At 37.4% G+C, this 23,927-nt stretch carries 19 protein-coding genes and 1 other annotated feature; of the genes, 2 read left to right on the top strand and 17 right to left on the bottom strand.

Annotation, left to right across the window (positions count from 1 at the left end; genetic code table 11):
* Positions 1–23: 23 nt before the first annotated feature.
* Positions 24–231, bottom strand: a binding site (T-box leader).
* A gap of 249 nt (positions 232–480) precedes the next feature.
* From J7S27_03065 to J7S27_03030, 8 genes are all read right to left on the bottom strand, one after another.
* Positions 481–5,169: a Cna B-type domain-containing protein gene (locus tag J7S27_03065; GenBank protein ID QTU83518.1), complete on the bottom strand. Its 4,689-nt coding sequence runs from the start codon at positions 5,167–5,169 to the stop codon at positions 481–483.
* A gap of 211 nt (positions 5,170–5,380) precedes the next feature.
* Positions 5,381–6,412: a tRNA preQ1(34) S-adenosylmethionine ribosyltransferase-isomerase QueA gene (queA, locus tag J7S27_03060; protein QTU83517.1), complete on the bottom strand. Its 1,032-nt coding sequence runs from the start codon at positions 6,410–6,412 to the stop codon at positions 5,381–5,383.
* On the bottom strand, positions 6,406–7,410 hold the full coding sequence (gene ruvB / locus J7S27_03055) for a Holliday junction branch migration DNA helicase RuvB (GenBank protein ID QTU83516.1): 1,005 nt from the start codon (positions 7,408–7,410) through the stop codon (positions 6,406–6,408). The genes queA and ruvB overlap by 7 nt, the downstream gene beginning before the upstream one ends.
* Positions 7,411–7,444: 34 nt before the next feature.
* Positions 7,445–8,620, bottom strand: coding sequence for an MFS transporter (locus J7S27_03050; protein ID QTU83515.1), 1,176 nt, complete (start codon positions 8,618–8,620; stop codon positions 7,445–7,447).
* Positions 8,621–8,628: 8 nt separating this feature from the next.
* Positions 8,629–9,126: a peroxiredoxin gene (locus tag J7S27_03045; GenBank protein QTU83514.1), complete on the bottom strand. Its 498-nt coding sequence runs from the start codon at positions 9,124–9,126 to the stop codon at positions 8,629–8,631.
* A 69-nt stretch (positions 9,127–9,195) separates the two neighbouring features.
* On the bottom strand, positions 9,196–10,188 hold the full coding sequence (gene trpS, locus J7S27_03040) for a tryptophan--tRNA ligase (protein QTU83513.1): 993 nt from the start codon (positions 10,186–10,188) through the stop codon (positions 9,196–9,198).
* A 74-nt stretch (positions 10,189–10,262) separates the two neighbouring features.
* Complete coding sequence (gene dinB / locus J7S27_03035; protein ID QTU83512.1) at positions 10,263–11,378, bottom strand: DNA polymerase IV; 1,116 nt, start codon at positions 11,376–11,378, stop codon at positions 10,263–10,265.
* Between the two features lie 99 nt (positions 11,379–11,477).
* On the bottom strand, positions 11,478–13,169 hold the full coding sequence (locus tag J7S27_03030) for an arginine--tRNA ligase (GenBank protein QTU83511.1): 1,692 nt from the start codon (positions 13,167–13,169) through the stop codon (positions 11,478–11,480).
* 412 nt (positions 13,170–13,581) lie between these two features.
* On the opposite strand from J7S27_03030, the gene J7S27_03025 reads away from it, so the two are divergent.
* On the top strand, positions 13,582–14,676 hold the full coding sequence (locus tag J7S27_03025) for a Gfo/Idh/MocA family oxidoreductase (GenBank protein QTU83510.1): 1,095 nt from the start codon (positions 13,582–13,584) through the stop codon (positions 14,674–14,676).
* 86 nt (positions 14,677–14,762) lie between these two features.
* Here J7S27_03025 and J7S27_03020 read toward each other — a convergent pair whose 3' ends face one another.
* The 7 genes from J7S27_03020 to greA form a co-directional block, all read right to left on the bottom strand.
* Complete coding sequence (locus J7S27_03020) at positions 14,763–15,083, bottom strand: putative heavy metal-binding protein (GenBank protein QTU83509.1); 321 nt, start codon at positions 15,081–15,083, stop codon at positions 14,763–14,765.
* 71 nt (positions 15,084–15,154) lie between these two features.
* A complete protein-coding gene (locus J7S27_03015; protein ID QTU83508.1) occupies positions 15,155–15,526 on the bottom strand; it encodes a RidA family protein in 372 nt (123 codons plus the stop codon).
* Complete coding sequence (gene pnp, locus J7S27_03010) at positions 15,527–17,650, bottom strand: polyribonucleotide nucleotidyltransferase (GenBank protein ID QTU83507.1); 2,124 nt, start codon at positions 17,648–17,650, stop codon at positions 15,527–15,529. It lies immediately after the preceding gene.
* 139 nt (positions 17,651–17,789) lie between these two features.
* Entirely contained in the window at positions 17,790–18,059 is a 270-nt protein-coding gene (rpsO, locus tag J7S27_03005; protein QTU83506.1) for a 30S ribosomal protein S15, read from the bottom strand.
* Between the two features lie 203 nt (positions 18,060–18,262).
* Positions 18,263–18,799 carry a hypothetical protein gene (locus tag J7S27_03000; GenBank protein QTU83505.1) on the bottom strand — a complete coding sequence of 179 codons (537 nt, stop codon included), beginning with the start codon at positions 18,797–18,799 and terminating at the stop codon, positions 18,263–18,265.
* Between the two features lies 1 nt (position 18,800).
* The gene (gene mreC, locus J7S27_02995; protein QTU83504.1) at positions 18,801–19,643 is read right to left on the bottom strand and encodes a rod shape-determining protein MreC; all 843 of its coding nucleotides are present in this window, start codon (positions 19,641–19,643) and stop codon (positions 18,801–18,803) included.
* Between the two features lie 151 nt (positions 19,644–19,794).
* Entirely contained in the window at positions 19,795–20,271 is a 477-nt protein-coding gene (greA, locus tag J7S27_02990; GenBank protein ID QTU83503.1) for a transcription elongation factor GreA, read from the bottom strand.
* Between the two features lie 177 nt (positions 20,272–20,448).
* On the opposite strand from greA, the gene J7S27_02985 reads away from it, so the two are divergent.
* On the top strand, positions 20,449–21,375 hold the full coding sequence (locus J7S27_02985; GenBank protein QTU83502.1) for a neutral zinc metallopeptidase: 927 nt from the start codon (positions 20,449–20,451) through the stop codon (positions 21,373–21,375).
* Between the two features lie 73 nt (positions 21,376–21,448).
* On the opposite strand, the gene recN is transcribed toward J7S27_02985, so the two are convergent.
* Positions 21,449–23,101, bottom strand: a complete 1,653-nt coding sequence (gene recN / locus J7S27_02980; protein ID QTU83501.1) for a DNA repair protein RecN — start codon at positions 23,099–23,101, stop codon at positions 21,449–21,451.
* 3 nt (positions 23,102–23,104) lie between these two features.
* Complete coding sequence (locus J7S27_02975) at positions 23,105–23,926, bottom strand: TlyA family RNA methyltransferase (protein ID QTU83500.1); 822 nt, start codon at positions 23,924–23,926, stop codon at positions 23,105–23,107.
* Position 23,927: the final 1 nt, after the last annotated feature.

Raw genomic sequence — 23,927 nt, 5'->3', positions numbered from 1 at the left:
TATAACTGTATATCATCATACAGTTATAGGGTAAATTGATTAAAATTTACGGTACCACCTATAAATGCTCTTTGAGCCTTATCATACGGATAACGGACGCGACCCGAGTAACCCTACTGCATTCAAGTTACTAACTTATAGGCGAGTTCAAACCGTTTCTTTGTGATTTTACACCAACCAATCACTCTCTAAAAAAGACGACATTCTACTATTCCTAATCATCGTTATATGTGTTTATTTTAATGGATGACACTAATAAAATCAAGTCATTAAATTAAAAGCACCTCATTCTAAAATATAGCCATACAATTATTCGCCAATTTTTTTATAAAAATAAGACTTATTTTATCACTGAACTACATAATAAGAATACACACTGCTTAAATTTTGATGAATGGTCAAATGCTTTTAACTTTAAAATGCACAAAAACCGACATCTTAAAGGATGTCGATTTTTGTGGCTGACGCATTTAATTGATGTTATTTATGCAGTCTTTTTTTGTCATAGATTAAACCAGCTAAACCGATTAATAAAATACTTAACCCAATCACTGTCATATCGTGTTGACTTCCTGTATTTGGTAATGCTTTTGGTTTTGATGGAACCGTCGGCTCGTTAGGCATTTTAGTTGGCTCGTCCGGAGTCGTCGGTACATCTGGTGTTTCATTTGGACTTGGTGGAGTCGGTTTTTCCGGTGTTTCATTCGGACTCGGTGGAGTCGGTTTTTCCGGTGTTTCTTCGTCCGGAGTTGGTGCTGGCATATCCGGAGTTTCAATCAATGTGTTTGTCACATTAAATCCATCAACTACTGACGAATAAGATGCAACCGCATCTTCTTTAATGCTATATTCAATCGCTTTTCCGTTTGCATACACTGGTAAATTAGTAAATGTATGTGTCCAATCCATCTCTTTTGTCATGTCTTGCGTACGGACAATTTGACCGTTCGCCAATAAATGTACGGTAATTTTTTCAGGACGTTTGCCGTCTTTATCATCATTATCTTGCCATACTTTATTCACCGTAACGGATTTTGCTTCTGGAGTATAGCTGTTTGTAATCGTGTAACCATCAATTGTTGTTTCATAATTTGCAACAGCATCTTCTGTTACAGTATATACAATTGCTTCACCGTTTTCATACACTGGTAAATTAGCAAATGTATGTGCCCAATTCTCTGTTTGAGAAATTGAAACCGTTTGTTTTTCTACACCATTTGCCAATAAGCGAACGTGAATCGTTTCTGGGCGTTTACCATCTTGATTATCGTTATCTTGCCATACTTTATTCACCGTAACAGATTTCACTTCTGGTGTATGGCGGTTTGTAATCGTATAACCATCAATTGTTGTTTCATATTCTGAAACAGCATCTTCTGTTACAGTGTATACAATTGCTTCACCGTTTTCATACACTGGTAAATTAGCAAATGTATGTGCCCAATTTTCTGCTTGAGAAAGTAAAGCCGTTTGTTTTTCTACGCCGTTTGCCAATAAGCGAACGTGAATACTTTCTGGGCGTTTACCATCTTGATTATCGTTATCTTGCCATACTTTATTCACCGTAACAGATTTTACTTCTGGTGTATGAGTATTTGTAACAGTATACCCATCAATTGTTGTTTCGTAACCGTCAACTTCTTCTTCCGTTATCGTATACGTAATTTCTTGACCTTCGTCATAAACTGGTAAATATTCAAATGTATGTGTCCAGTTATCTTCACTCGTCAACGTAGCAAGTTCTCTTTCTTCACCGTTCGCAAATAAGCGAATATTAATCGTTTCTGGACGTTTACCATCTTGATTGTCATTATCTTGCCACACTTTATTTACCGTAATGTTTTTGACTTCTGGTACATGTCGATTCGTAATGGTAAAACCATCAATAGTTGTTTCATAATCTGCAACCGCATCTTCTGTTACAGAATACACAATTTTTTGACCGTTTTCGTATGCTGGTAAATCAACAAATGTATGTGTCCAATTCTCTGTTTGAGAAAGTGAAACCGTTTGTTTTTCTACGCCGTTTGCCAATAAGCGAACTTGAATGTTTTCTGGACGTTTACCATCTCGGTTGTCATCGTCGTTCCAAATTTTATGCGTTGTTACTGAAATAAGTGGTACGTTTACAGCTTCTACTGTTGTCGTTTCGTCTTCGACAATCTCAACCGTACGTACAGTCGCATCTAATAAATACCCTCTTGGTGCTGTTTTTTCTACAACCGTATACGTACCTAAAGGTAAAACTTGCTCCACTTCACCATTTCGATTCGTTGTTAATTCATACGTCATTGCTGGATTATCTACGCGTGTCACAGTGAACACGGCATCTGCAAGAAGCGTCACACCGTCCGCTGATTTTTTTACAATTTTTAATGGTGATGATGGAATATACATTTCGTTCCACACTAAATTGGTTGGTGTTGGTTGTTTTGTATTTGTCGCAATTGAGAAGTTATTCCAAGCACGATCACCTAAGGTTGCTATTTCTGGCGCTTTCATTGGTAATTCTGCTTCTAATAATTCGCCTTTATTGAATGTTTCTCCATTATTCAAGCGTACTCTAATTGCGGTTACTTTCGTATAATCTGCTACAGTATCACTAAACGTTAATTGATGAGATGATTGATCCACCTCACCTGTTATAACATCTGTAGAATACTCTACCGTAAATTTACGTGCGTTTGGTGTTGTAATGCGTACAGGTCCTGTTAAAGTATTGCTAAATTTAGATTGGCGCGCTTCTAGTGTACCAGATGTAGCGGAAGCAGCCGTAGAAAAGTCATTAGGATGTGGTAAAACATCTAACAATTCATAAGAGGTTACATTGGTTAATAAATTATTGTAATTCCACAATTTATAACGGAATGGTGCACCTGCTCCTGTTTTTAATCCATCTTTATTCCAGTTATTTACCGTTTCACGAGCAATATATTTACGTGCTAACACTTCGTATCGACCCGTATATTCATAATAAGCAGACGCTGCTGCAAACGATTCATTCACATCTCCATCTTGATCGACATCTCGCTCATCTTTATACGAACCACCAAAAAAACCATACACAGCACCCATATGATGCGTATCTTGACTCGTTACAAGCGTACCGTCTACGCTCACTAAAACGTAGTTTGTGTTATGTCCTGGTACAGAATTAGATGTTACTTTTGTTAAAATTTGAATGGCGTCTGAATTCTTCATGTAACGATTCAATTGACCTACAGTAATGCTGTTCCATTTGATAATAACGGCATTTAATCCAGTATCGTTATAATTTGGTACATAAGTGACTGTTGGTCTAGGCGCTCCCCAACCACCGTTTAAAACAGTTCTCTCATAAGTAACACCTTCTGGTAATAAATCAATGAATTCAACATTCGTTAATGTTGTTCTATCGTCCACACCTTTTACCGTATTATCCCAAGTACCTTGTAAAGTCCAAATCGCATACTCATCATCTGAACGAAGTGCTTCATCTCGACGTGGTGGCAAAAAACCCGTATCTAATTTTTCAGATAAATGTTTTTCAATACCGATATCTACCTTTTGACCAACTAATTTAAATTTAGCCGTATCATTTGCAGAAAACGGGTAAGAACTACCATTTGTACGTGTATAAACGGCGTTGTAACTACCACTATTCACATACTCATTTTCTGATTCTGTTGGGCTAACCGTTGGTGTTTGTCTAAACGCTGATTTAACCGTAAAACTAACAATTTGTTTATGATTCAATGTGTACCCACTTGGAAAATCAAAATACAACTCTTTAATTTCTCTAGCAATTGTACGGTCAAAATTCAATGTCCGTCCGCTTGATACCGTACCTAAAACACGTTGACTGCCATCATTTAGCACACCACGAACAGTGACGTTCGACACGTTGGCATACGTTTCACCGTTGTAGTGATCTAAAACAATATCATCTGTTCTCGGTAAACTCACACCAGTGTAGTATAAACGTGAATCTAAACCATAATCTTTAAACTCTGTGAACGTTATTTTTTCTGATGCCGTATTGGCTACTGTCAAGCGCCAGTTGACACCTTTTGATGTACGTGAAGCCACGTTCGTCACATTATAAAGACTTGTTTGATTATCCAAGCGATCTTCTGGCTCATTTGCAAAAACTTTTTCAAACGGCATACCTTTTGTACTATTCGGTCTAAAACGATAACGCACCGAATTACTTTGTGTCACATCCGATTCATTCGCCCCTTTATTTCTTGGGTGGAATACCATTGTTGATTCTGCCATATACGTTGTATCGACATTCGCTCCCGGAAACGTTAAGACAAGTGAGACATCATTATAACCATCATCATTATAATCTTTTCGATTTAATGTATAAGTTGCCGTATTTGTTCCAACATCATATGTCCAGTTTGGGTTTTTAGACGCATCGAATTTTGCAAATGGTGGCAACGGTTGCGTTAACGTAATCGTATCATACAAACGTTGTCCAGTGACGTTTTTAAAAGGGCCGTTCTCATCTTTAGAATTTCTAGTAGATAATTTTGCTCCTGGAGCTGGAATCTGAATATAATCAAATACAACATCAACAAGTCCATTGGTAGCTAAAGTTTGTTGATTCGTCACCACACCACCAATTTGATCTTGTCCGCCACGAATTTCCATTTGATACGAAGCACCACCTGCTTTAGCTAAAAATAAAACGGGTTCAGCCGTTTTCACAACTGTTCCATCAGCTTTTTTCAACGTTGTCGTAATTGGCAATGCTGTTTTATCTGGCGTGACATATGTTTTAAATTTAGTGAAAATCGGAATTTCCGCTTCCCTTGCATCGTTTGATGCTTTTAAAGGAATACGCCATGTCGTTGCGTTCACATTTGTCGCTCTTCCAAATACTTCTGAATCTAGCGAAATATTTGGCTCAATACTTTCAACAAATGATGCCACATTTGATGGAACGGATAATTCAATATACGCACCCGTATACTCTGCTTCTGGTAAATTCGCTTTAAACGTTAATACCGATTGCATCAATTCTCCCGTTAAAAATTCTCTTGTGTCTGTCCTTGTTGACGGTACTTGCGTTTGCGTCAACGTAATCCCTTCATCAGCAGCACGAACCACTTGCGCTGGCCAAAGACCGATTACAAGTGCCACTGTCATCAAAAGCGATACAAATTTCTGTATTTTCTTCATTTTTCCTCCCTTATCTACTCCACACTACTCACATTACGCGAGCAGTTACGATAGTAAAACAACGTAAAATTTATCATTATTTTATCTCTTCTATTTTACCATAATTCACCACTTTTTTATAGGCTCTTGCCGTATAAAATCATGCTTTTTAACCCTTAAAAGCACAAAAAGACGATATTGCTACCGCCTTTAATACACTATATTTTAATCATTATTTTACAAACATCGCATCGCCAAAACTGAAAAATCTGTACTCTTTTTCAATGGCGTGTGCGTAAGCATTTAAAACATTTTCACGCCCTGCAAACGCCGATACAAGCATGACTAACGTTGATTTAGGTAAATGAAAATTCGTCACAAACGCATCGACACATTGAAATTGGAAACCGGGCGAAATAAAAATATCTGTCCAGCCACTCGATTTTTTCATTTTTCCATTGTTATCGCGTGCAATGGTTTCAAGTGTACGAATAGAGGTTGTCCCGACTGCCACCACACGATTGCCATTTAATTTTGCTTGATTAATAACATCAGCCGTCTCTTGAGACAATTCATAATATTCCGCATGCATGACATGTTCATCTAAATTATCCACCGATACAGGTCTAAACGTCCCTAACCCGACATGTAGCGTTAAGTAGACGATTTTCACACCTTTTTCTTCGATTTGTGTTAAAAGTTGTGGTGTAAAGTGCAAGCCAGCTGTCGGTGCGGCTGCAGAGCCAACTTCTTTGGCATAAACCGTTTGATAACGGTCTTTATCTTCTAAACGCTCCTTAATATACGGTGGTAAAGGCATTTCACCAAGTGAATCCAACACTTCCAAAAACACTCCCGTATAACTAAAGCGAATGACACGACCACCGTGCTCGCCATCTTGTACAACGGTTGCTTTTAATCGTCCATCACCAAATTCAATAACCGTACCAACTTTAGCGCGTCGAGCAGGTTTTACTAAAACTTCCCAATCATCCCCTTCGATGTTGTGCAATAACAACACTTCCATATGACCTAGCGTTTCAGATTTGACACCGTGTAATCGTGCAGGTAAGACTTTGGTATTGTTTAAAACAAGTACATCATCTTTTTGCAACTCATCAAGTAAATGCGTAAAGTGCGTGTCTAAATGATTGCCCGTATGGCGATCCAAAACAAGCAACTTAGATTGACTACGCTCCAATAAAGGTATTTGTGCAATCAGATGCTCGGGTAAATGAAAATCAAAATCGTTTGTCGTTAACATGGTTTCTCCTTATTCAAATGCTCGTACGCTAAAGCGGTCACAACACGACCACGTGGCGTCCGTTGTAAAAAGCCTTTTTGCAATAAATAAGGCTCATACATATCTTCAATCGTTTCTGGCTCTTCGCCAATATTGGCAGCAATTGTATTTAATCCAACTGGGCCTCCGTCGTATAACGTCATCATACTCTCTAATAAATGTCTATCGACAAAATCAAGTCCTTTATCATCAACACGTAGCATCGTCAACGCATCATTGGCTAACGATTTTGAAATGATACCGTCACCATGAATTTGTGTATAATCACGAACACGTTTTAACAATCGATTGGCAATACGCGGTGTACCACGAGAACGTCGTCCAATTTCTAGTGCGCCCTCTTCTTCAATCGCCATATCAAAAATACTAGCCGAACGTTTTACAATTTCTGTTAAAGCTGCATCGTCATAATACTCTAAATGCGAAACGATACCAAAACGGTGACGTAATGGTGCCGATAAAGATCCTGCTTTTGTAGTTGCACCAATGAGTGTAAATGGTGGTAATGGAAAATGAATGGCTTGTGCTGCTTGTCCTTGTCCAGAAACAATATCAACATAAAAATCTTCCATAGCCGAATATAGCATTTCTTCAATGGTACGCGGTAATCGATGTATTTCATCAATAAATAAAACATCACCGGCATTTAAATCATTTAAAATGGCGATTAAATCTCCGGGACGTTCAATAGCTGGTCCACTCGTCGTACGAATGTTGACGCCAAGTTCATTGGCAATGACCATTGCCAATGTCGTTTTTCCCAATCCTGGCGGACCGTATAACAAGACATGATCCAATGTTTCGTTACGTTGCTTTGCTGCTTGAATGTATATCGTTAATTCTTGTTTAATGCGTTCTTGTCCAATGTACTGATTTAGACGTGTTGGACGCAACGATAATTCAATTTGTTTTTCTGAATCGTCAAACAATCCAGTTGTCACCACAGATACATTTTCCATAACATTTATCATTCCTTTTAGTTTATATTTTACGTTAATTAAATAATTTTACCGATTTATCTTCATTAATTTTTAAAAGTGGTAATAACAATAACGAAGCACCACACAACACCCCAAGTAGCGTGTAAAAGACGGTATAACTTGAGACCGATAAAATGGCGCCTGAAACATTTTGTAAAATGACGGCGCTCACACTGTTGAGTGTGGAAACAATGGCTAATGCGGTCATTTGTGAATGTAACGGGATAATCATGTGGATGACTTTTAAATTCGTCATAATAAAAAGCATTCCCATGACGTGTTTGCAAAGTAGCGTGACCATAATTTTTAAAGGTACAAATGGTACATAGGCATATACGGCAAATTGAATGCCAAATGCGCTTAAATATAAAAACATGAGTTGTTTTGAATCCAATTTATCCATAAATGTATGCGAATATAGCATTAACGGAATTTCAGCCAATACGGCAATGGATAAAATGGTTGAAATTTGCGATACATCCAACCCGTCTAGTTTAAACATATTGGGTAAATGCGTTGCGCTCACATTCGCGCTGGCATAAAGCAGTGAACCAATCAATAAATAAACCATAAAATTACATTGTGACAATAACGACATCAATCGATACTCGCTTTTATGAATAGACGGATCGCTCACGTTAGTTGTTTGCATGCCATGAACACCCGGAATAAAGAGTAAACTCATTGCGGTAATGACCATCACGATACTAAATGTCGAATACAAAGCAATCGCTCCAAAATTGCCATAAATGATACCACTCACTTGTGTGCCTAATGAAAAACCGATTGTCCCCCATACACGAATGGTTCCATAACGAAACCGACTCATTGTCGCTACTTTTTCAATGGCGGGATTGACGACATTCATTAAGCAAAATGTTGCCGCATACGCTAAAGCAATCAAAATCAATTGATCCATTAACATATATAAAATCCCGAAACTTGCAGAAATGAGTAAAAGCACAATATTGATGTGTTTTGTACCGTATTTATCGCTTAATCGTCCAACATAAGTGGATAATAACATACTCGCCAGTAATCCACTTGAAACAACAAACGAAACGTCTACCGTACTGTAGCCTTTATCCGTTAAATAAACAGGCGTCAATACAGTAAACAAAGCATACGATGCAAAATACGCCAAATACATAACGACATAACTCATATAGTTTTCTTTTTTATGTTCCATGTGCCACCTTATAACAATTCAAGCGCTTTTTTGATAGGCGCTTGATACGCTGGTTCATCTGTCATTTCGGACACAATTTCCATATAGGCAATATTTAACGATTGATCTATTACAAATACACTGCGTGCCAATAAATTTAATTCACTCATGATTAAGCCGTAAGCTTTTCCAAAAGTCCCGTCAACATCGCTTAAATTTTCTAAATCTAATCCTTCTCCTGCACACCATTGACTAAACTCATCTAACGTATTTCGTGCAATCGTAAAAAAGTTAATCCCTTTTAATTGGCTGGCGCGTTGATTAAATTCACGTGTTTGTATCGCACACACGCGTGTATTAATATTTGGTACCACACTTAAAATGGTTACTTGCCCTTTTAAATCATCCAGCGACACGTTACGCCCCTTTGTAGACGGTAGCGTAAAATCAGGCGCTTTATCATTTAAAGTCGGTTGCGTACCAAATAATTCAAATGTTTTATCGTAATCTTTTCTTGTAATAAACATAGTTATTGACTCTCTTTATTTTAGTATGATTAAAGTTTTAATGCGTTTATCCATCTGAATAACAAACGACTATCTACCCAATCCAATCGCTTTTTCCATACGTTTTAACGTTTCATTGGCAATGGCATTTGCACGTTTAGCACCCGCATCTAAAATGTCATCCAATTCAGTTGATGCCATCAATTGTTTATATTTTGCTTGAATTGGTTCTAAAACGGCAACAATACTTTCTGCTAAATCCGTTTTAAATTTACCATAGCCACCTTCTCGATATTCCAATACTAAGTCATCAATTGAACGATTGCTAAACGCTGAAAAAATGGTTAGTAAATTTGAAATAGCAGGTTTATTTTCTTTATCGAAGTAAACTAGCCCTTGTGAGTCTGTTACCGCACTTTTAATTTTTTTACGAATCACATTGGGTTCATCTAATAATGACACGAATGCTTTTGTGTTTGTATCTGATTTTGACATTTTTTTAGACGGATCTTGTAAACTCATGACACGTGCGCCTTCTTTTTGAATAAGTGCTTCAGGCAACACTAAAATATCCTTACCTTGTCCAAAACGAGAATTGAAACGCGTCACAAAATCACGTGTTAATTCGATATGTTGTTTTTGGTCCTCACCAACTGGGACAACATGTGTGTCATACAACGCAATATCCACTGCCATTAACGGTGGGTAACATAATAATCCTGCGGATACCGTTTCTTGTTTGGCTGATTTATCTTTATATTGCGTCATACGTTCTAACTCACCAATACCAACATTGCATAAAGCAATCCATGCCGCTTGTGCATGTGCTGGCACTTCTGATTGGACAAATAACGTTGATTTACTTGCATCAATGCCTAATGCAATATATAGCGCTGCTAATGAACGCGTTTGTTCTTTCAACACTTTTGGATCTTGCGGAACGGTAATGGCGTGTTGATCAACCACACAATAAATACAGTCATAGTCATCTTGTAATTGGACAAAGTTTTTCATTGCACCAATATAATTACCTATCGTTGGAATACCGCTTGGTTGTACTCCAGAAAAAATACGTTGTTTCATACTGCCTCCATACGTTCATTAATGATAGATATTATACACTAAAAAAGGGATTTTTTTTAGTGAAATCCCTGTAATCATGTAAAATTCAAAACAACTTTTTCAAAAACACGTTCTTCTAACCCACTCACCGATACACCAATTAAACGAATCGTTTGTTCAAGATTGCCATATTCTTCAAAAAGCTCCATTGCCGTTTGAAAAATAAACTGTTCCTCATCAATAAACCGACTCAATTTTTTTTGACGTGTTTGCGTTTCAAAATTGCTATACCGTAATTTTAACGTCACGACGTTTCCTTTTAAATGCACGCGTTGCAACTGGCGTGTAACACTTTTTGACAATTCACGAATGGCAATTTGCACTTGCTGCTCACTGGCTAATTCCGGAAAATAGGTGCGTTCTCGACCTAACGATTTCCGTTGTCGTGTTGGTTTAACAACGGAATGATCAATGCCATGCGCACGTTGTAGTAGCAAAAAGCCTAATTTTCCTAAGTTTTTAACCAATATTGTCGCATCCGTCATTAAAATATCTTCACCTGTAAAAATGCCGTATTCGTGTAACTTTTCAACCGATTTTCGTCCAACACCATAAAATTTTTCAATAGGTAACTGCTTTAAAAACGATTGCGCTTCATCTGGGGTAATCGTCGTTAATCCGGCAGGTTTTTGATAGTCACTGGCTACTTTGGCTAAAAATTTATTATACGACACTCCAGCCGAGCACGTTAAATTTAATTCGCGATAAATATCTCTTTGAATACATTTGGCAACATATATCGCACTTTTTGCACCAATTTTATTGACCGTTACATCTAAATACGCTTCATCCAGTGATAACGGTTCAATCATATCGGTATATCGTTTAAAAATGGAGCGAATTTGCTGGGACACTTGGGCGTAGTAAGTAATGTCGCCCTCTATAAAATGCGCATGCGGACACAATTCATACGCCTTTTGCGCACTCATCGCCGAACGTATGCCATACTCACGCGCTTTATAATTACACGTTGACACAATACCACGTCCATGCGTTAATTTCGGATGTTTAGCAATCACAACGGGCTTGTCTTTTAGTTCAGGGTTATCACGCATTTCCACACTAGCATAAAAAGCGTCCATATCAATGTGGATAATTTTTCGCGTCGTATCATGTTTTTGATGATCAAAATTTAAAATTCCTATTTGCATAACGTTCTCCTTATATAAAATTATACACTAAAGTTGACAAAAAGTAAACGGTTTAAAATAAGAAAACCGAAAAGCCACGATCGACTTTTCGGCTACAAATTACATTTCATCTGGCATTTGAATACCTAACAATCGCATACCTTCTTTTAGCACATCACTCACCGATTGAACAAGCACTAAACGCGCGTACAATTGGTCATCTTCTGCTAAAACCGTACTATTAGCATAGTATTTATTAAACACTTGTGCCAAATGAATGACGTATTTCGCAATCACACTTGGCTCATACAATTCGCTAGCGCGTTTAATAGCCGCTGGGAAATCACGCAACTGTTTAATCACTTCCCACGCGTAATCATCTGTTAACGTCAACTCGCCTTTTGGAACGCTTGCCATATCCACTTTACGTAAAATACTCAATGCTCTGACACGTGAATATTGGACATATGGACCGGTTTCCCCTTCAAATTGAACAACTTCTTCTAACTTAAAGTCAAAATTATTCAATCGATCATTTTTCAAATCGTGGAAGACTACCGCACCATAACCGACTTGTTTAGCAACCGTTTCTTTGTTAGCCAACGTTGGATTTTTTGCTTCAATTTGCGCCAACGCCAACCCTGCAGACTCTTCCAACACTTCATTTAACAAGACGATTTTTCCTTTACGCGTCGATAATTTTTTACCATTTTGCGTAATTAACCCGAACGCGATGTGGTGTAAATCCTCACCCCATTGTAAATCAGATTCTTTTAAAACTGCTTTCAACTGTTTAAAGTGGTTGCTTTGCTCGTTTCCAACAACGTATAGCGCTTTTGCAAAGTTATACGTTTCTTTACGATACATGGCTGCTGCTAAATCACGTGTCATGTACAATGTTGCACCATCGGATTTTTTAATTAAAGCAGGATTTAATTGGTACGCTTCTAAATCAACAATAGTTGCACCGTTATCGACTTTTAACAATCCTTTTTGTTCTAATAGTTCGACAGGTTTATCCATTTTATCGTTGTAGAACGCTTCACCGTTATAAGAGTCAAATGTTACCTCTAATTTATCGTATACGTGTGTAAACTCTTTTAACGACTCTTCTCTAAACCATTCCCATAAATCAAGCGCTTCTTTGTCGCCGTCTTCCATTTTTTTGAACCATTCACGTGCGTCATCTTCTAATTCAGGATGCGTTTCTGCTTCTTCATGGAACTTCACATAAATGCGTAACAATTCAGTAATTGGACTTTCTAAAACCGCTTCTTTTGAACCCCACAATTTATACGCAACAATCAATTTACCAAATTGTGTTCCCCAGTCACCAAGGTGATTCACTTTAACCGTTTGATAACCCACTTTTTGCATAATATTGTTTAACGCATTTCCAATAACCGTAGAACGTAAATGTCCCATTGACATTGGTTTAGCAATGTTTGGTGCCGACAAGTCAATGACAACTGTTTCGTTATTTCCGATGGCTAACTGACCGTATGAAGCACCTTGTTCTAAAATAGCGCTTAACACTTCGTTAGATACTTTATCTTTTGCCAAGAAAAAGTTGACGTACGGACCAACTGCTTCTTGCTTTTCAATGTACGGGCTATTGATTTTAGCAACAACGTCATTGGCAATTTGATTTGGTGCTTGACGCAATGTTTTAGCTAGCGTAAAACATGGAAACGCTAAATCGCCCATCTTTTCATATTTAGGTGTTTCAATTAATTGATATACCTCTTCAACTGTTAAATGCTCTGACAACACGTCAAAAACGGCTTGTGCCACTATTTTTTTATAATCCATTCTCTTCTCCTTTATACAAAAAATCTCTACAAATAGCCTAAAACTACTTGTAGAGACGATAATTTACCGTGGTACCACTCTAATTGATGCTGACGCATCCACTTGTAACGATAACGCTGTTAGCGGGATTTCTCCATTTCCAAAGGGCGATTCATCCATCCTTACGTATTGGTTTCCACTCTCCCAACTCACTGTTCGCAGGTATCGACTACTAGTCTTTGGCATTATTTTTACTCTATTTGACTGAAGACAGTATAACAAAAACACTCTTTAAAGTCTAGCGACTTCTTATGGACACCGTTGAAATCTTGCTGAATCGTTTTTTGTTGTAAAAATAAATCAATCTATCCATCATCATTGCACACCGTTTTTGAAAACGTTATAATATAATCAAACAATTAGGGGGTATTTTATGGAAAAACAATTACGTATCGGTGTGATTGGCTACGGGTTACGTGGTAACTTGGCGCAAGTTTTTCACCAACCAAATGGACAGTCCGTGATTACAGGATTTTGTGAATTATTAAATGAGCGAATGGAAAAATTTAAAAAAGATGTGACAACCGACTGCTTTTTCACAAAAAACTATAAAGAATTGCTCACACGCGACGACATTGACGCGATTTTATTATTAACAGAAGACCATACACATGCAGATATGGCGGTTGAAATATTAGAAGCCGGTAAAGATTTATATTTGGAAAAACCAATGGCAATTTCCATTGAAGATTGTGATCGCATTATCGAAACATGGCGCAAAACCAATCGCAAATTAATGATTGGGTTCAATATGCGCTATATGCCAATGTACGAAACAATGAAATGGTACTTAGACCAAGGCTTTATTGGTGACATTAAAGCCATTTGGGTGCGTCATTTTGTTGGACGTGGTGGTCGCTACTACTATCAAGATTGGCATCGCAATTCAAAATATACAAATTCACTATTATTACAAAAAGCATCACACGACATCGACGTCATTCACATGTTAGCCAATAGTTATACAAAAAAAGTATCTGCACTAGGAAAATTAGATTTTTACAACGATCCTAAAAACTTTGAAGATGACGGCTTAAAAAATCAAACAGATGTTGATATTAACGTTGAAGATAACAACACCATGATTATGGAATTGGAAAATGGTGTTTTGGCAACGTATATGCAATGCCATTTCACACCCGAATACTCTCGCAACTACACCATTATTGGTACAAAAGGTCGCATGGAAAATGATGACATTAATCAAACCATCACCATTAAAACGCGACATACTAAAGCGTTACGCGACCAAAGTGATTTAGTCATTCATATGAAACCGCAATTAGGACATCATGACGGTGGCGATGAACGCATTGTTAAAGCGTTTGTTGATTACATTTTTAACGACGTTGAACCAAATGCTTCTGTTCTTGACGGACGCATGAGTGTTGCCGTTGGTTGCCAAGCTACAAAATCATTGCGTAACGGCGGTGGTATATTAGACATTCCCAAATGTGACGTTTATTAAACTAAACACATAAAGTCCACCAACGCAGATCGTTTTCTGCGTTGATGGACTTTTTTATGTATTCCATTCTAATAACATAACCTTATTTAACGAACGATAACGGCTGTTCCACTGACCGTCACCATTAACATGCCATTTTCAGCACCCAATGTTTCATAATCTACTTTCACACCGACAATAGCATTTGCACCAATGCTTAATGCACGTTGTTGCATTTCTTCAATCGCTTCTGTTCGTGCTTGTAACAATTCGCCTTCATACGATGCCGCACGACCACCAAACATGTTACGAAAACCGGCTGCGATATCTTTAAACATATTTACTCCGGCAATCACTTCTCCAAAAACAATGCCTTTGTATTCAACAATGCTTTTACCTTCTATTTGATTTGTTGTTGTAATAATCATCTTAACTCCCCCTTAATCATAAAAAAAGTGTACACATAGTCATTTCTATGTATACACTCATACTAACCGATTTAGTCAACAACTGCAATAACTTCGATTTCACATAACACGTTTTTTGGCAACGTTTTAACCGCTACACAAGAACGTGCTGGTTTTGATGTAAAATAACTTTCATAAACCGCATTAAATTCTGCAAAATCAGCCATATTCGATAAAAAGCAAGTTGTTTTAAAGACTTTATCAAAATCTGTCCCAGCTTCTTTTAAAATTGCTTTTACATTTTCACAACTTTGTTTCGCTTGTGCTTGAATACCGTCTGGTACGCTTCCGTCAACAGCATTAACTGGAATTTGACCAGATGTATACAATACACCATTAACCAAATAAGCTTGTGAATAGGGTCCAATCGCTGCTGGTGCATGACTTGTTTCAATAACTTTCATTTATTCACCTGTATTTTCTGTTTTTTCTACTTTTGGTAACAACACTTTCATTGATAAATTGATACGTCCTTTATCATCGATTTCAGTAACTTTAACGTTAACTTTTTGACCTAATTGTAAAACGTCTTCAACATTTTTCGTACGTGTATGCGCAATTTCAGAAATATGCACTAAACCGTCTTTACCTTTTGCCACTTCAACGAATGCACCAAATTTTTCAATACGACGAACCGTACCTTCATAAACGTTACCCACTTCAACGACATGTGTCAATTCACGAATAATGTCAATAGCGCGTTGAATCATCGCTGCATCTGGCGAAGCAATACTTACGTTACCCTCTTGGTCAATATCAATTTTAACGCCCGTTTCATCAATGATAGCGTTAATGGTTTCTCCACCTTTACCAATAACCACTTTAATTTGATCCGGATGAATTTGAATCATTTCGATTTTCGGTGCGTATGGACTTAACTCTGGACGTGGTTGTGCAATCGTACTTGTTAACTCGTCTAAAATTTCTAAACGTGCTTTTTTCGCTTGTGTTAAAGCTTCTGTTAAAATCGCTTCCGTAATACCTTGAATTTTAATGTCCATTTGTAACGCCGTAATCCCATCAGCAGTCCCCGCCACTTTAAAGTCCATATCGCCTAAATGGTCTTCCAATCCTTGAATATCGGTTAAAACAGTATAGTTTTCACCTGTCATCACAAGACCCATTGCAATACCTGCTACAGGTGCTTTAATTGGTACACCCGCATCCATTAACGCCAATGTTCCAGCACAAATACTTGCTTGTGAACTTGATCCATTTGATTCCAATACTTCTGATACTAAACGGATGGTGTATGGGAAATCTTCTGGTGATGGAATAATTTGTTTTAACGCACGTTCACCTAACGCTCCATGTCCAATTTCACGACGTCCCGGACTTCCAGCACGACCTGTTGAACCAACAGAAAATTGTGGGAAGTTGTAATGGTGAATGAATCGTTTTGATTCTTCAATACCTAACCCATCAATCACTTGATGCTCACCTAAAGGTGCTAATGTTGCAGCGGTTAAGGCTTGTGTTTGACCACGTGTGAATAACCCAGATCCATGTACGCGTGGTAATAACGCCACTTCAGAAGATAATGGACGAATTTCATCAATTTTACGACCGTCAGGACGCACTTTATCTTCCGTAATTAAACGACGCACTTCGTCTTTTTCTAAGTCATAAGCAATTTGACGAATTTCTTTTGCAATGCGTGCAAATTCTTCGTGTTCTGCATATTTTTCTTCAAAATAGGCAATTGCTTCTTCTTTAACTAATTCAATATTTTCTTCACGTGCTAATTTTTCTTCTGTTTGAATAGCCGTTAACATTTTCGCTTTAAATAATTGGTTCGCTTCCTCTACTAAAGCAGGATCTAATTCCATTAATTGAATTTCCATTTTAGGCTTACCAACAGCAGCCACAACGGTTTCTTGGAAAGCAATCAATTCTTTAATGTTGTTATGACCAAATAATAAAGCACCTAACATATCGTCTTCAGAAACTTCTTTAGCTGAACTTTCTACCATGTTAATCGCTGTTTTTGTACCAGCAACAGATAACTCAATATCGCTTAATTCTTTTTGTTCAACTGTTGGATTGATGACATATTCGCCATTCACACGACCAACATCCACACCAGCAATTGGTCCGTCAAATGGAATATCTGAAATGGCTAATGCTAGAGAGGAACCAAACATCGCTGCCATTTCTGGTGTGCAATCTTGATCCACTGACATTACCGTATTAGTAATTTGCACTTCGTTACGGAAACCTTCCGCAAACATGGGACGAATTGGACGGTCAATTAAACGCGCTGTTAAAGTTGCCGCTTCACTTGGACGGCCTTCACGTTTAATAAAACCACCTGGAATTTTACCCACTGCATACATTTTTTCATTGTAGTTTACGGTCAATGGGAAAAAATCACCATCGATTGGTTTTTTTGAACAGACAACTGCTGTTAATACAACCGTATCACCATAGCGAACCAATACGGCTCCATTGGCTTGTTTGGCTAATTGGCCAACTTCTACTTTTAATGGACGACCCGCCCACATTGTTTCAAAAACTTGTTTTGACATTTTTTTCTCCTTTTTGCCATCTTCTAAACAAAAAACAATAGATACACACTACCTACTCTTTTTTGTATAGAAGTGATGGCGATAATTTTAAAAATAAAGCGATACTCTAGTGAGTACCGCTTTATGAATAACAAACGTATTAACGTCTTAAACCTAGACGTTGGATTAATTCACGGTAACGTTGAATGTCTTTGCTACGTAAGTAAGCTAATAAATGACGACGATGACCGATTTTTTTCATCATCCCACGTGCTGAGTGAAAATCTTTTTTGTGCACACGTGCATGCTCGTTTAAAGCGTTGATTTCAGCCGTTAAAACTGCGATTTGCACTTCTGGTGAACCAGTGTCGCCTTCATGCGTTGCGTATGCTTTGATGATTTCTGTTTTTTGTTCTTTTGAAATTGCCATTTCAATACACCTCTTTTTCTTTATTTTTTCCAGACGCTGAGTAAGTCGTTGGTGTTGTCGACAAACCAAGTGTTGGATGTGTTTTACACAACAATTAGTATACCATACAAATCAAAAAAATCTAGCATTTGACTAGATTTTTTCATAAATTCACTTTATTTTACCGACGCAACACGAAAAGATTGCATTTTGTGCGTTAGGCGTTAATTTTTTTGGTTGACTAATCCATTCAGCCAGTTAATGTATTTCACCAATGGTATATACATCACAAAAAACAGCACTAAATTAAAAAATAATGTTGGCATTACTTTTTGTTGAAGATACGTTAAAAATTCAGTGTGATTTAACCCTAACACTACCGCTTCAATGTACACGATACAATTGTACAGTATGTTACCAATGGATAGCAGTCCGATAATGGTCAAAAAAGTCAGCTTTACTTTTTGACTTAAGTAACGAACGAATAAAAATACAATAATTAATGGAATGGTATAAAACGACAACACTGGGCTGTAGTACATGTCATAAATGATGCCCATAATTAAAATCATTGGAACGAGATGAACGTTTTTAACGTAGCAAGCGATGATAAAAACCGCGGTTGAAAACAGCTGAATCGCCATTTGAAACGTTGGTGAAATGAGTCCACCAATGTAATAAACGGCTAATACGCCTTCTAACATGAGAAAAAACAATAAAACGAACGGTAATGTCACTAACGATAATTTATTTTTCCACATATTATTCACCTGCTATCATCCGTTTAATGACAAAAACATGTTGAATCGTTAAATAATCTTGAGATGGTCGTATTGTCGCTTCTTTAAATAAGCCACTGGCATCAACCGTCACGCTTTCAACCGTTCCAATTAATAAACCTTTAGGGGCGTTACCGCTCAACCCTGATGTTGTGACTTGTTGACCGATTTGCACATCTGCACTCAAATCTAAATTGGACATTTTTAACGTTTTCGTTGTCGCATCATATTTAGAGACGACACCATAAATGGTTGATGTGTTATTTTGAATCATTGCAGATAACGAAATTGCATCAATTGATGTGTTCGATAAAATAATGACTTTGGCACTATTATCGGTTACAGAAACGACCTTACCGGCAACTGAGCCGTTAGACACAATAATCATATTTTCTTGAACGCCGTCGTTTTTCCCAACATTAATTGTTAATTGATCAATCCATGAATCCGGCGAACGTGAAATGACCGTTGCAGGAATGGTTTCATAGTCTGATAAAGTAGCTTTAATATTCAATTGTTGACGCAATTGTTCATTTTCTAATCTTAATTGTTCGTTTTGTGCTTGCAAAGCAAACAATGTATTCATTTGTGGTTTTAACACTTGATTTTCTTCGTAGGCATGTAGCAATCCGTTAAACGATTTCGTAACATTATCCACAATTTTAGCCGGTTCGGATAACACGCGTGTTACCCACCCGATTGAATTATTGCTCAAAGAAGATAACGGATTAGAATTTCCGTTGATGACGGAAATGGTTGTTAAAGTGAGTAAAATAACGGATACCACTGTGACATATAATACTTTTTTTGAATTAAAAAACTTCATTTACTCACCCTTCTCTACATGTAAATTCATCTATTTTGTCGAGTTGACAACATATAAAACTATACCATTTTCTACAAAATATTTCATCAAAAAAATGGAAATTTTAATAAAAAAACTAACCTCTTTTTTAGAGATTAGTTTTTAAAAATAATTATGCTTCAACAGAAATAATTTTTACTGTAAATGCACCGCCTGGGGATTCGATAGATACTTCATCATTAACTTTTTTACCAATTAACGATTGTGCAATTGGTGAATCGTTAGAAATTTTACCTTCTAATGGATTGGCTTCTGCACCACCAACAATTGTATATGTTTCTTCATCGCCATCTGGCAATTCAACAAATGTTACTGTTTTTCCAATCGACACTTCATCTTTATCAACATTATGATTGTCAATAATCACTGAAAAACGCAACATTTTTTCAATCGTGGTAATACGTCCTTCCACAAAGGCTTGTTCATCTTTTGCTGAATCGTATTCAGAGTTCTCTGATAAATCGCCGTAACTTCTTGCGATTTTAATACGCTCAATAATTTCTGGACGTTTCACTAATTTTAATTCTTCTAATTCGTTTTCTAGTTTTGCTTTCCCCTCAACGGTCATTGGATAGGTTTTTTCTTCCATCCTATTCACACCTTTCTTCATTACTAAAACGCAATAGCAACACTTTACCATTAATGATTTTAAAAATCAAGAGCTTTTAAATCGTTTTAATGAGGTGGTCTAAAATATGTAATAGTTAATGATTTGATAAACTTTTGATATAATAGAATTACTAACCTTTAATCAATGGAGACAATCATGAAAACAGATCATTTAGAAGAAAGTAGAAACGTTGAAGATAGACGATTACAAACGAGTTCTACGCAATCCAGACATTATGGTAACCGCATGAATAGTAACGCAAGTAATGCTATATTTTCACTCATCTTTTCACGTTTAGGGTGGAAAGGTAAGTTGATTATGATGCTTGGACTATTACTATTTGGTGGAGGCATTTCTAGTTTAGGGGGACTATTCAATACAAGTGAATTGACACCTTATCAAAGTCGCTATATTGAAAACGCTCCTAGTCAAGTGAGCGACGCAGACGCCAAATTTATGAGTAAAGTTTTAGCGACAACGGAAGATCATTGGACAAAAGAATTTCGAAAAATTGGTAGAACGTACACCCCGCCAAAACTTGTTTTTTATACAGGTTCTATTCACACCGGTTGTGGTGTAGGACACGCTTCGGGCGGCCCATTTTATTGTGGTGTTGACCAAAAGGTGTATATTGATGTTTCTTTTTATAACGAACTGAGTACACGATACAAAGCAAAAGGTGATTTTGCCATGGCGTATGTTATTGCACACGAAGTTGGTCACCACGTCCAAAAGGAACTAGGTATTTTGGACGATTATCACAACCAACGTAACCGCCTATCTGAAAAGCAAGCTAACGCACTTACGGTGAAACTTGAATTGCAAGCCGATTATTTTGCGGGCTCTTGGGCAAAATATGTCAGTGGACAAGGATTGTTAGAATACGGCGACATCGACGAAGCGATGCAGGCTGCTCATGCTGTCGGTGATGACACATTACAAAAAGAAGCATATCAGAAAGTTAATCCCGATAGTTTTACACATGGGACAAGTGAACAACGCAAACGCTGGTTTAGTTTCGGTTATCAATACGGTGATTTTGAACATTCCAATACGTTTAAATACCACAACAACGATTTGTAATCGCGCAATTTTATAGTTTTACAACAACTTAAAGGAGAGTCATCTAAATAGATGCCTCTCCTATTTATATACACTATTCTTTTTTTAACAATTTTTTTGCATGTGCTAACGCATCGCTGTTCACATCATCACCAGCAAACATTTTTGCCACTTCGACAACACGCATTTCATCATCTAAATACGTAATTGACGTAGCGGTACGCTCATTAATCGTTTCTTTTGATACAAATAAATGATGATCTGCAATTGCGGCAACTTGTGGTAAATGCGACACGCTTAATACTTGCGCAAAATGACCAATAGTATGCATTTTTTCTGCAATGGCTTGAGCAACACGTCCACTCACTCCGGTATCAATTTCATCAAAAATCAATGTATTGACACCTTGTTGTTGTGAAAAAATCACTTTTAACGCTAACATCAATCGTGATAACTCACCACCGCTGGCAACTTTTGACAATAATTTCAACGGTTCACCGGCATTTGTCGCAACCATAAACACAACTTGATCCAATCCGCTTGCTGTAATTTTAGGTTTATCGTCGCCTTGAAACACCACTTCGAAAATCACTTTTTCCATATACAAATCACGCAATTGTTCATGAATTGCCTTTGATAATGCGAGCGCTTTTTCGTGACGCAATGCCGATAATTTTTCTCCGGATAATAACACCGCTTCACGCGATTTCAAAAATACGCCTTGTGCTTTGGATAAGTATTCATCCTTGTTTTCCAACGCGTCTAATTCTTCTTTGGCGTGTTCGTAATACTCTAAAACATTCCCATATTTTTCAAATAAACTGTCGTATTGACTCAAACGATGTTGTACCCACTCAAAACGCGACACATCAAATTGAAACTCGTCTAACTTGTCCGAAACAAATTTAGACATGTCTTTCAATTTTTCCGAAACATCGAGTAATTGTTTGGCGTAAACGTCATCCACATTTTCCAACGCGCTAAACGCACCAATGGCATCATTCACTTGCTTTAACGCGCCCATTTCTTCGTTGAACAACGCTCCATCCACTTGCATCAACGCTTTAGCATACTTTTCATGTTGCATTAACGTCTTCAATTCCTCGCGTAACGCCTCTTGCTCTAACGGCTTAGGACTGACCGATTCAATATCTTTGATGTGTTGTTTGAGCAATTGTATTTTTTGATCATCTTGCGTTTGAGACACCATCAGCGATTTTAAAGTCTTACGCGCTTTGACATACGATTGATAATCTGCCGTATAAACTGAAAAGGCATCAGCAATATCTTGGTCACCAAATTGGTCTAATAAATTTAAGTGGTACACATCATCCATCAATTGTTGATGTTCATGTTGCCCATGAATGTCAATTAGCGGACGCGTCAACTGTTTAAGCACTTGAGCAGTTGATAATAGTCCGTTAATGCGAATAACACTTTTGCCTGTTGCATGGATTTCACGATAAATCATCAATTGATTGTCTTCATTTGGTATAGATAATTCCATAAGCATAGCTTGTACAATGGGTGCATTATCCAAATCAAATAACGCTTGTAAAACAGCCTTATCACTACCGTGACGTACAAAACTACTCGACGCACGTGCACCCGACAACAAAGAAACCGCATCAATAATAATTGATTTCCCTGCACCTGTTTCACCGGTTAAAACACTCATGCCCGTTTTAAAATCAACCGTCAACGATTCAATAATCGCAAAATTTTGAATGGTTACAGACACTAACATCTGTTATTCTCCTTTCTTCAAGGTTTGTATCGATTCGTTTACAACCGCTTGAATATCAACCGTAATCGGTTGCTTTTCCATATCTCCCGTAAACGTTAAATAGGCTAAAAACTCAATATTTCCACTACCCCCTGTAATTGGGGAAAAGGTTAGTCCACTAATGGCATAGCCATGTTGGCTGGCAAAATGCAAAATCTCCGTAATCACTTCTTCGTGAACTTTAGGATCTTTCACAATCCCCTTTTTACCAACTTTTTCACGCCCCGCTTCAAACTGTGGTTTAATCAATGCAACAACGGGACTGTTTTTTTGTAAAATCGTTGCTAAATTCGGTAAAATTAGACGTAGCGAAATAAAAGACACGTCAATTGTGGCAAAATCTGGTTGACCAACTGTGAAATCTTCAAGTTGTGCATAACGAAAATTCACACGTTCCATCACAATGACACGTTCATCTTGACGCAATTTCCAATCCAATTGATTGTATCCCACATCTAACGCATAACTTAATTGTGCGCCATTTTGTAAAGACACATCTGTAAAGCCACCCGTCGAAGCGCCGATGTCTAGCACACGTTTATGCGTAATGTCTAAATTAAAAAATTTTAAAGCTTTTTCTAATTTCAATCCACCACGACTCACATATTTTAATGTTTCGCCTTTGATGTGCAATTGAGACGTAACGGGTATTTTCTCACCCACTTTATCAATGCGTTCATTATTTTGGTCGTATATTTGTCCCGCCATAATTAAACGTTTCGCCTTTTCTCTCGATTCACACAATCCTTGCTGGACAACTAACAAGTCCGCTCTTTCTTTTTCCATA

It is taken from the genome of Carnobacteriaceae bacterium zg-C25 (assembly GCA_017945845.1).
Taxonomy (GTDB): domain Bacteria; phylum Bacillota; class Bacilli; order Lactobacillales; family Aerococcaceae; genus WM01.
This window is presented reverse-complemented; position numbering and strand designations above follow the sequence as displayed.

Bases quoted from the DNA above. Each gene is read 5' to 3' on its own strand.
- J7S27_03065 (QTU83518.1), bottom strand. From the start codon at position 5,169: ATGAAGAAAATACAGAAATTTGTATCGCTTTTGATGACAGTGGCACTT.
- queA (QTU83517.1), bottom strand. From the start codon at position 6,412: ATGTTAACGACAAACGATTTTGATTTTCATTTACCCGAGCATCTGATT.
- ruvB (QTU83516.1), bottom strand. From the start codon at position 7,410: ATGGAAAATGTATCTGTGGTGACAACTGGATTGTTTGACGATTCAGAA.
- J7S27_03050 (QTU83515.1), bottom strand. From the start codon at position 8,620: ATGGAACATAAAAAAGAAAACTATATGAGTTATGTCGTTATGTATTTG.
- J7S27_03045 (QTU83514.1), bottom strand. From the start codon at position 9,126: ATGTTTATTACAAGAAAAGATTACGATAAAACATTTGAATTATTTGGT.
- trpS (QTU83513.1), bottom strand. From the start codon at position 10,188: ATGAAACAACGTATTTTTTCTGGAGTACAACCAAGCGGTATTCCAACG.
- dinB (QTU83512.1), bottom strand. From the start codon at position 11,378: ATGCAAATAGGAATTTTAAATTTTGATCATCAAAAACATGATACGACG.
- J7S27_03030 (QTU83511.1), bottom strand. From the start codon at position 13,169: ATGGATTATAAAAAAATAGTGGCACAAGCCGTTTTTGACGTGTTGTCA.
- J7S27_03025 (QTU83510.1), top strand. From the start codon at position 13,582: ATGGAAAAACAATTACGTATCGGTGTGATTGGCTACGGGTTACGTGGT.
- J7S27_03020 (QTU83509.1), bottom strand. From the start codon at position 15,083: ATGATTATTACAACAACAAATCAAATAGAAGGTAAAAGCATTGTTGAA.
- J7S27_03015 (QTU83508.1), bottom strand. From the start codon at position 15,526: ATGAAAGTTATTGAAACAAGTCATGCACCAGCAGCGATTGGACCCTAT.
- pnp (QTU83507.1), bottom strand. From the start codon at position 17,650: ATGTCAAAACAAGTTTTTGAAACAATGTGGGCGGGTCGTCCATTAAAA.
- rpsO (QTU83506.1), bottom strand. From the start codon at position 18,059: ATGGCAATTTCAAAAGAACAAAAAACAGAAATCATCAAAGCATACGCA.
- J7S27_03000 (QTU83505.1), bottom strand. From the start codon at position 18,799: ATGTGGAAAAATAAATTATCGTTAGTGACATTACCGTTCGTTTTATTG.
- mreC (QTU83504.1), bottom strand. From the start codon at position 19,643: ATGAAGTTTTTTAATTCAAAAAAAGTATTATATGTCACAGTGGTATCC.
- greA (QTU83503.1), bottom strand. From the start codon at position 20,271: ATGGAAGAAAAAACCTATCCAATGACCGTTGAGGGGAAAGCAAAACTA.
- J7S27_02985 (QTU83502.1), top strand. From the start codon at position 20,449: ATGAAAACAGATCATTTAGAAGAAAGTAGAAACGTTGAAGATAGACGA.
- recN (QTU83501.1), bottom strand. From the start codon at position 23,101: ATGTTAGTGTCTGTAACCATTCAAAATTTTGCGATTATTGAATCGTTG.
- J7S27_02975 (QTU83500.1), bottom strand. From the start codon at position 23,926: ATGGAAAAAGAAAGAGCGGACTTGTTAGTTGTCCAGCAAGGATTGTGT.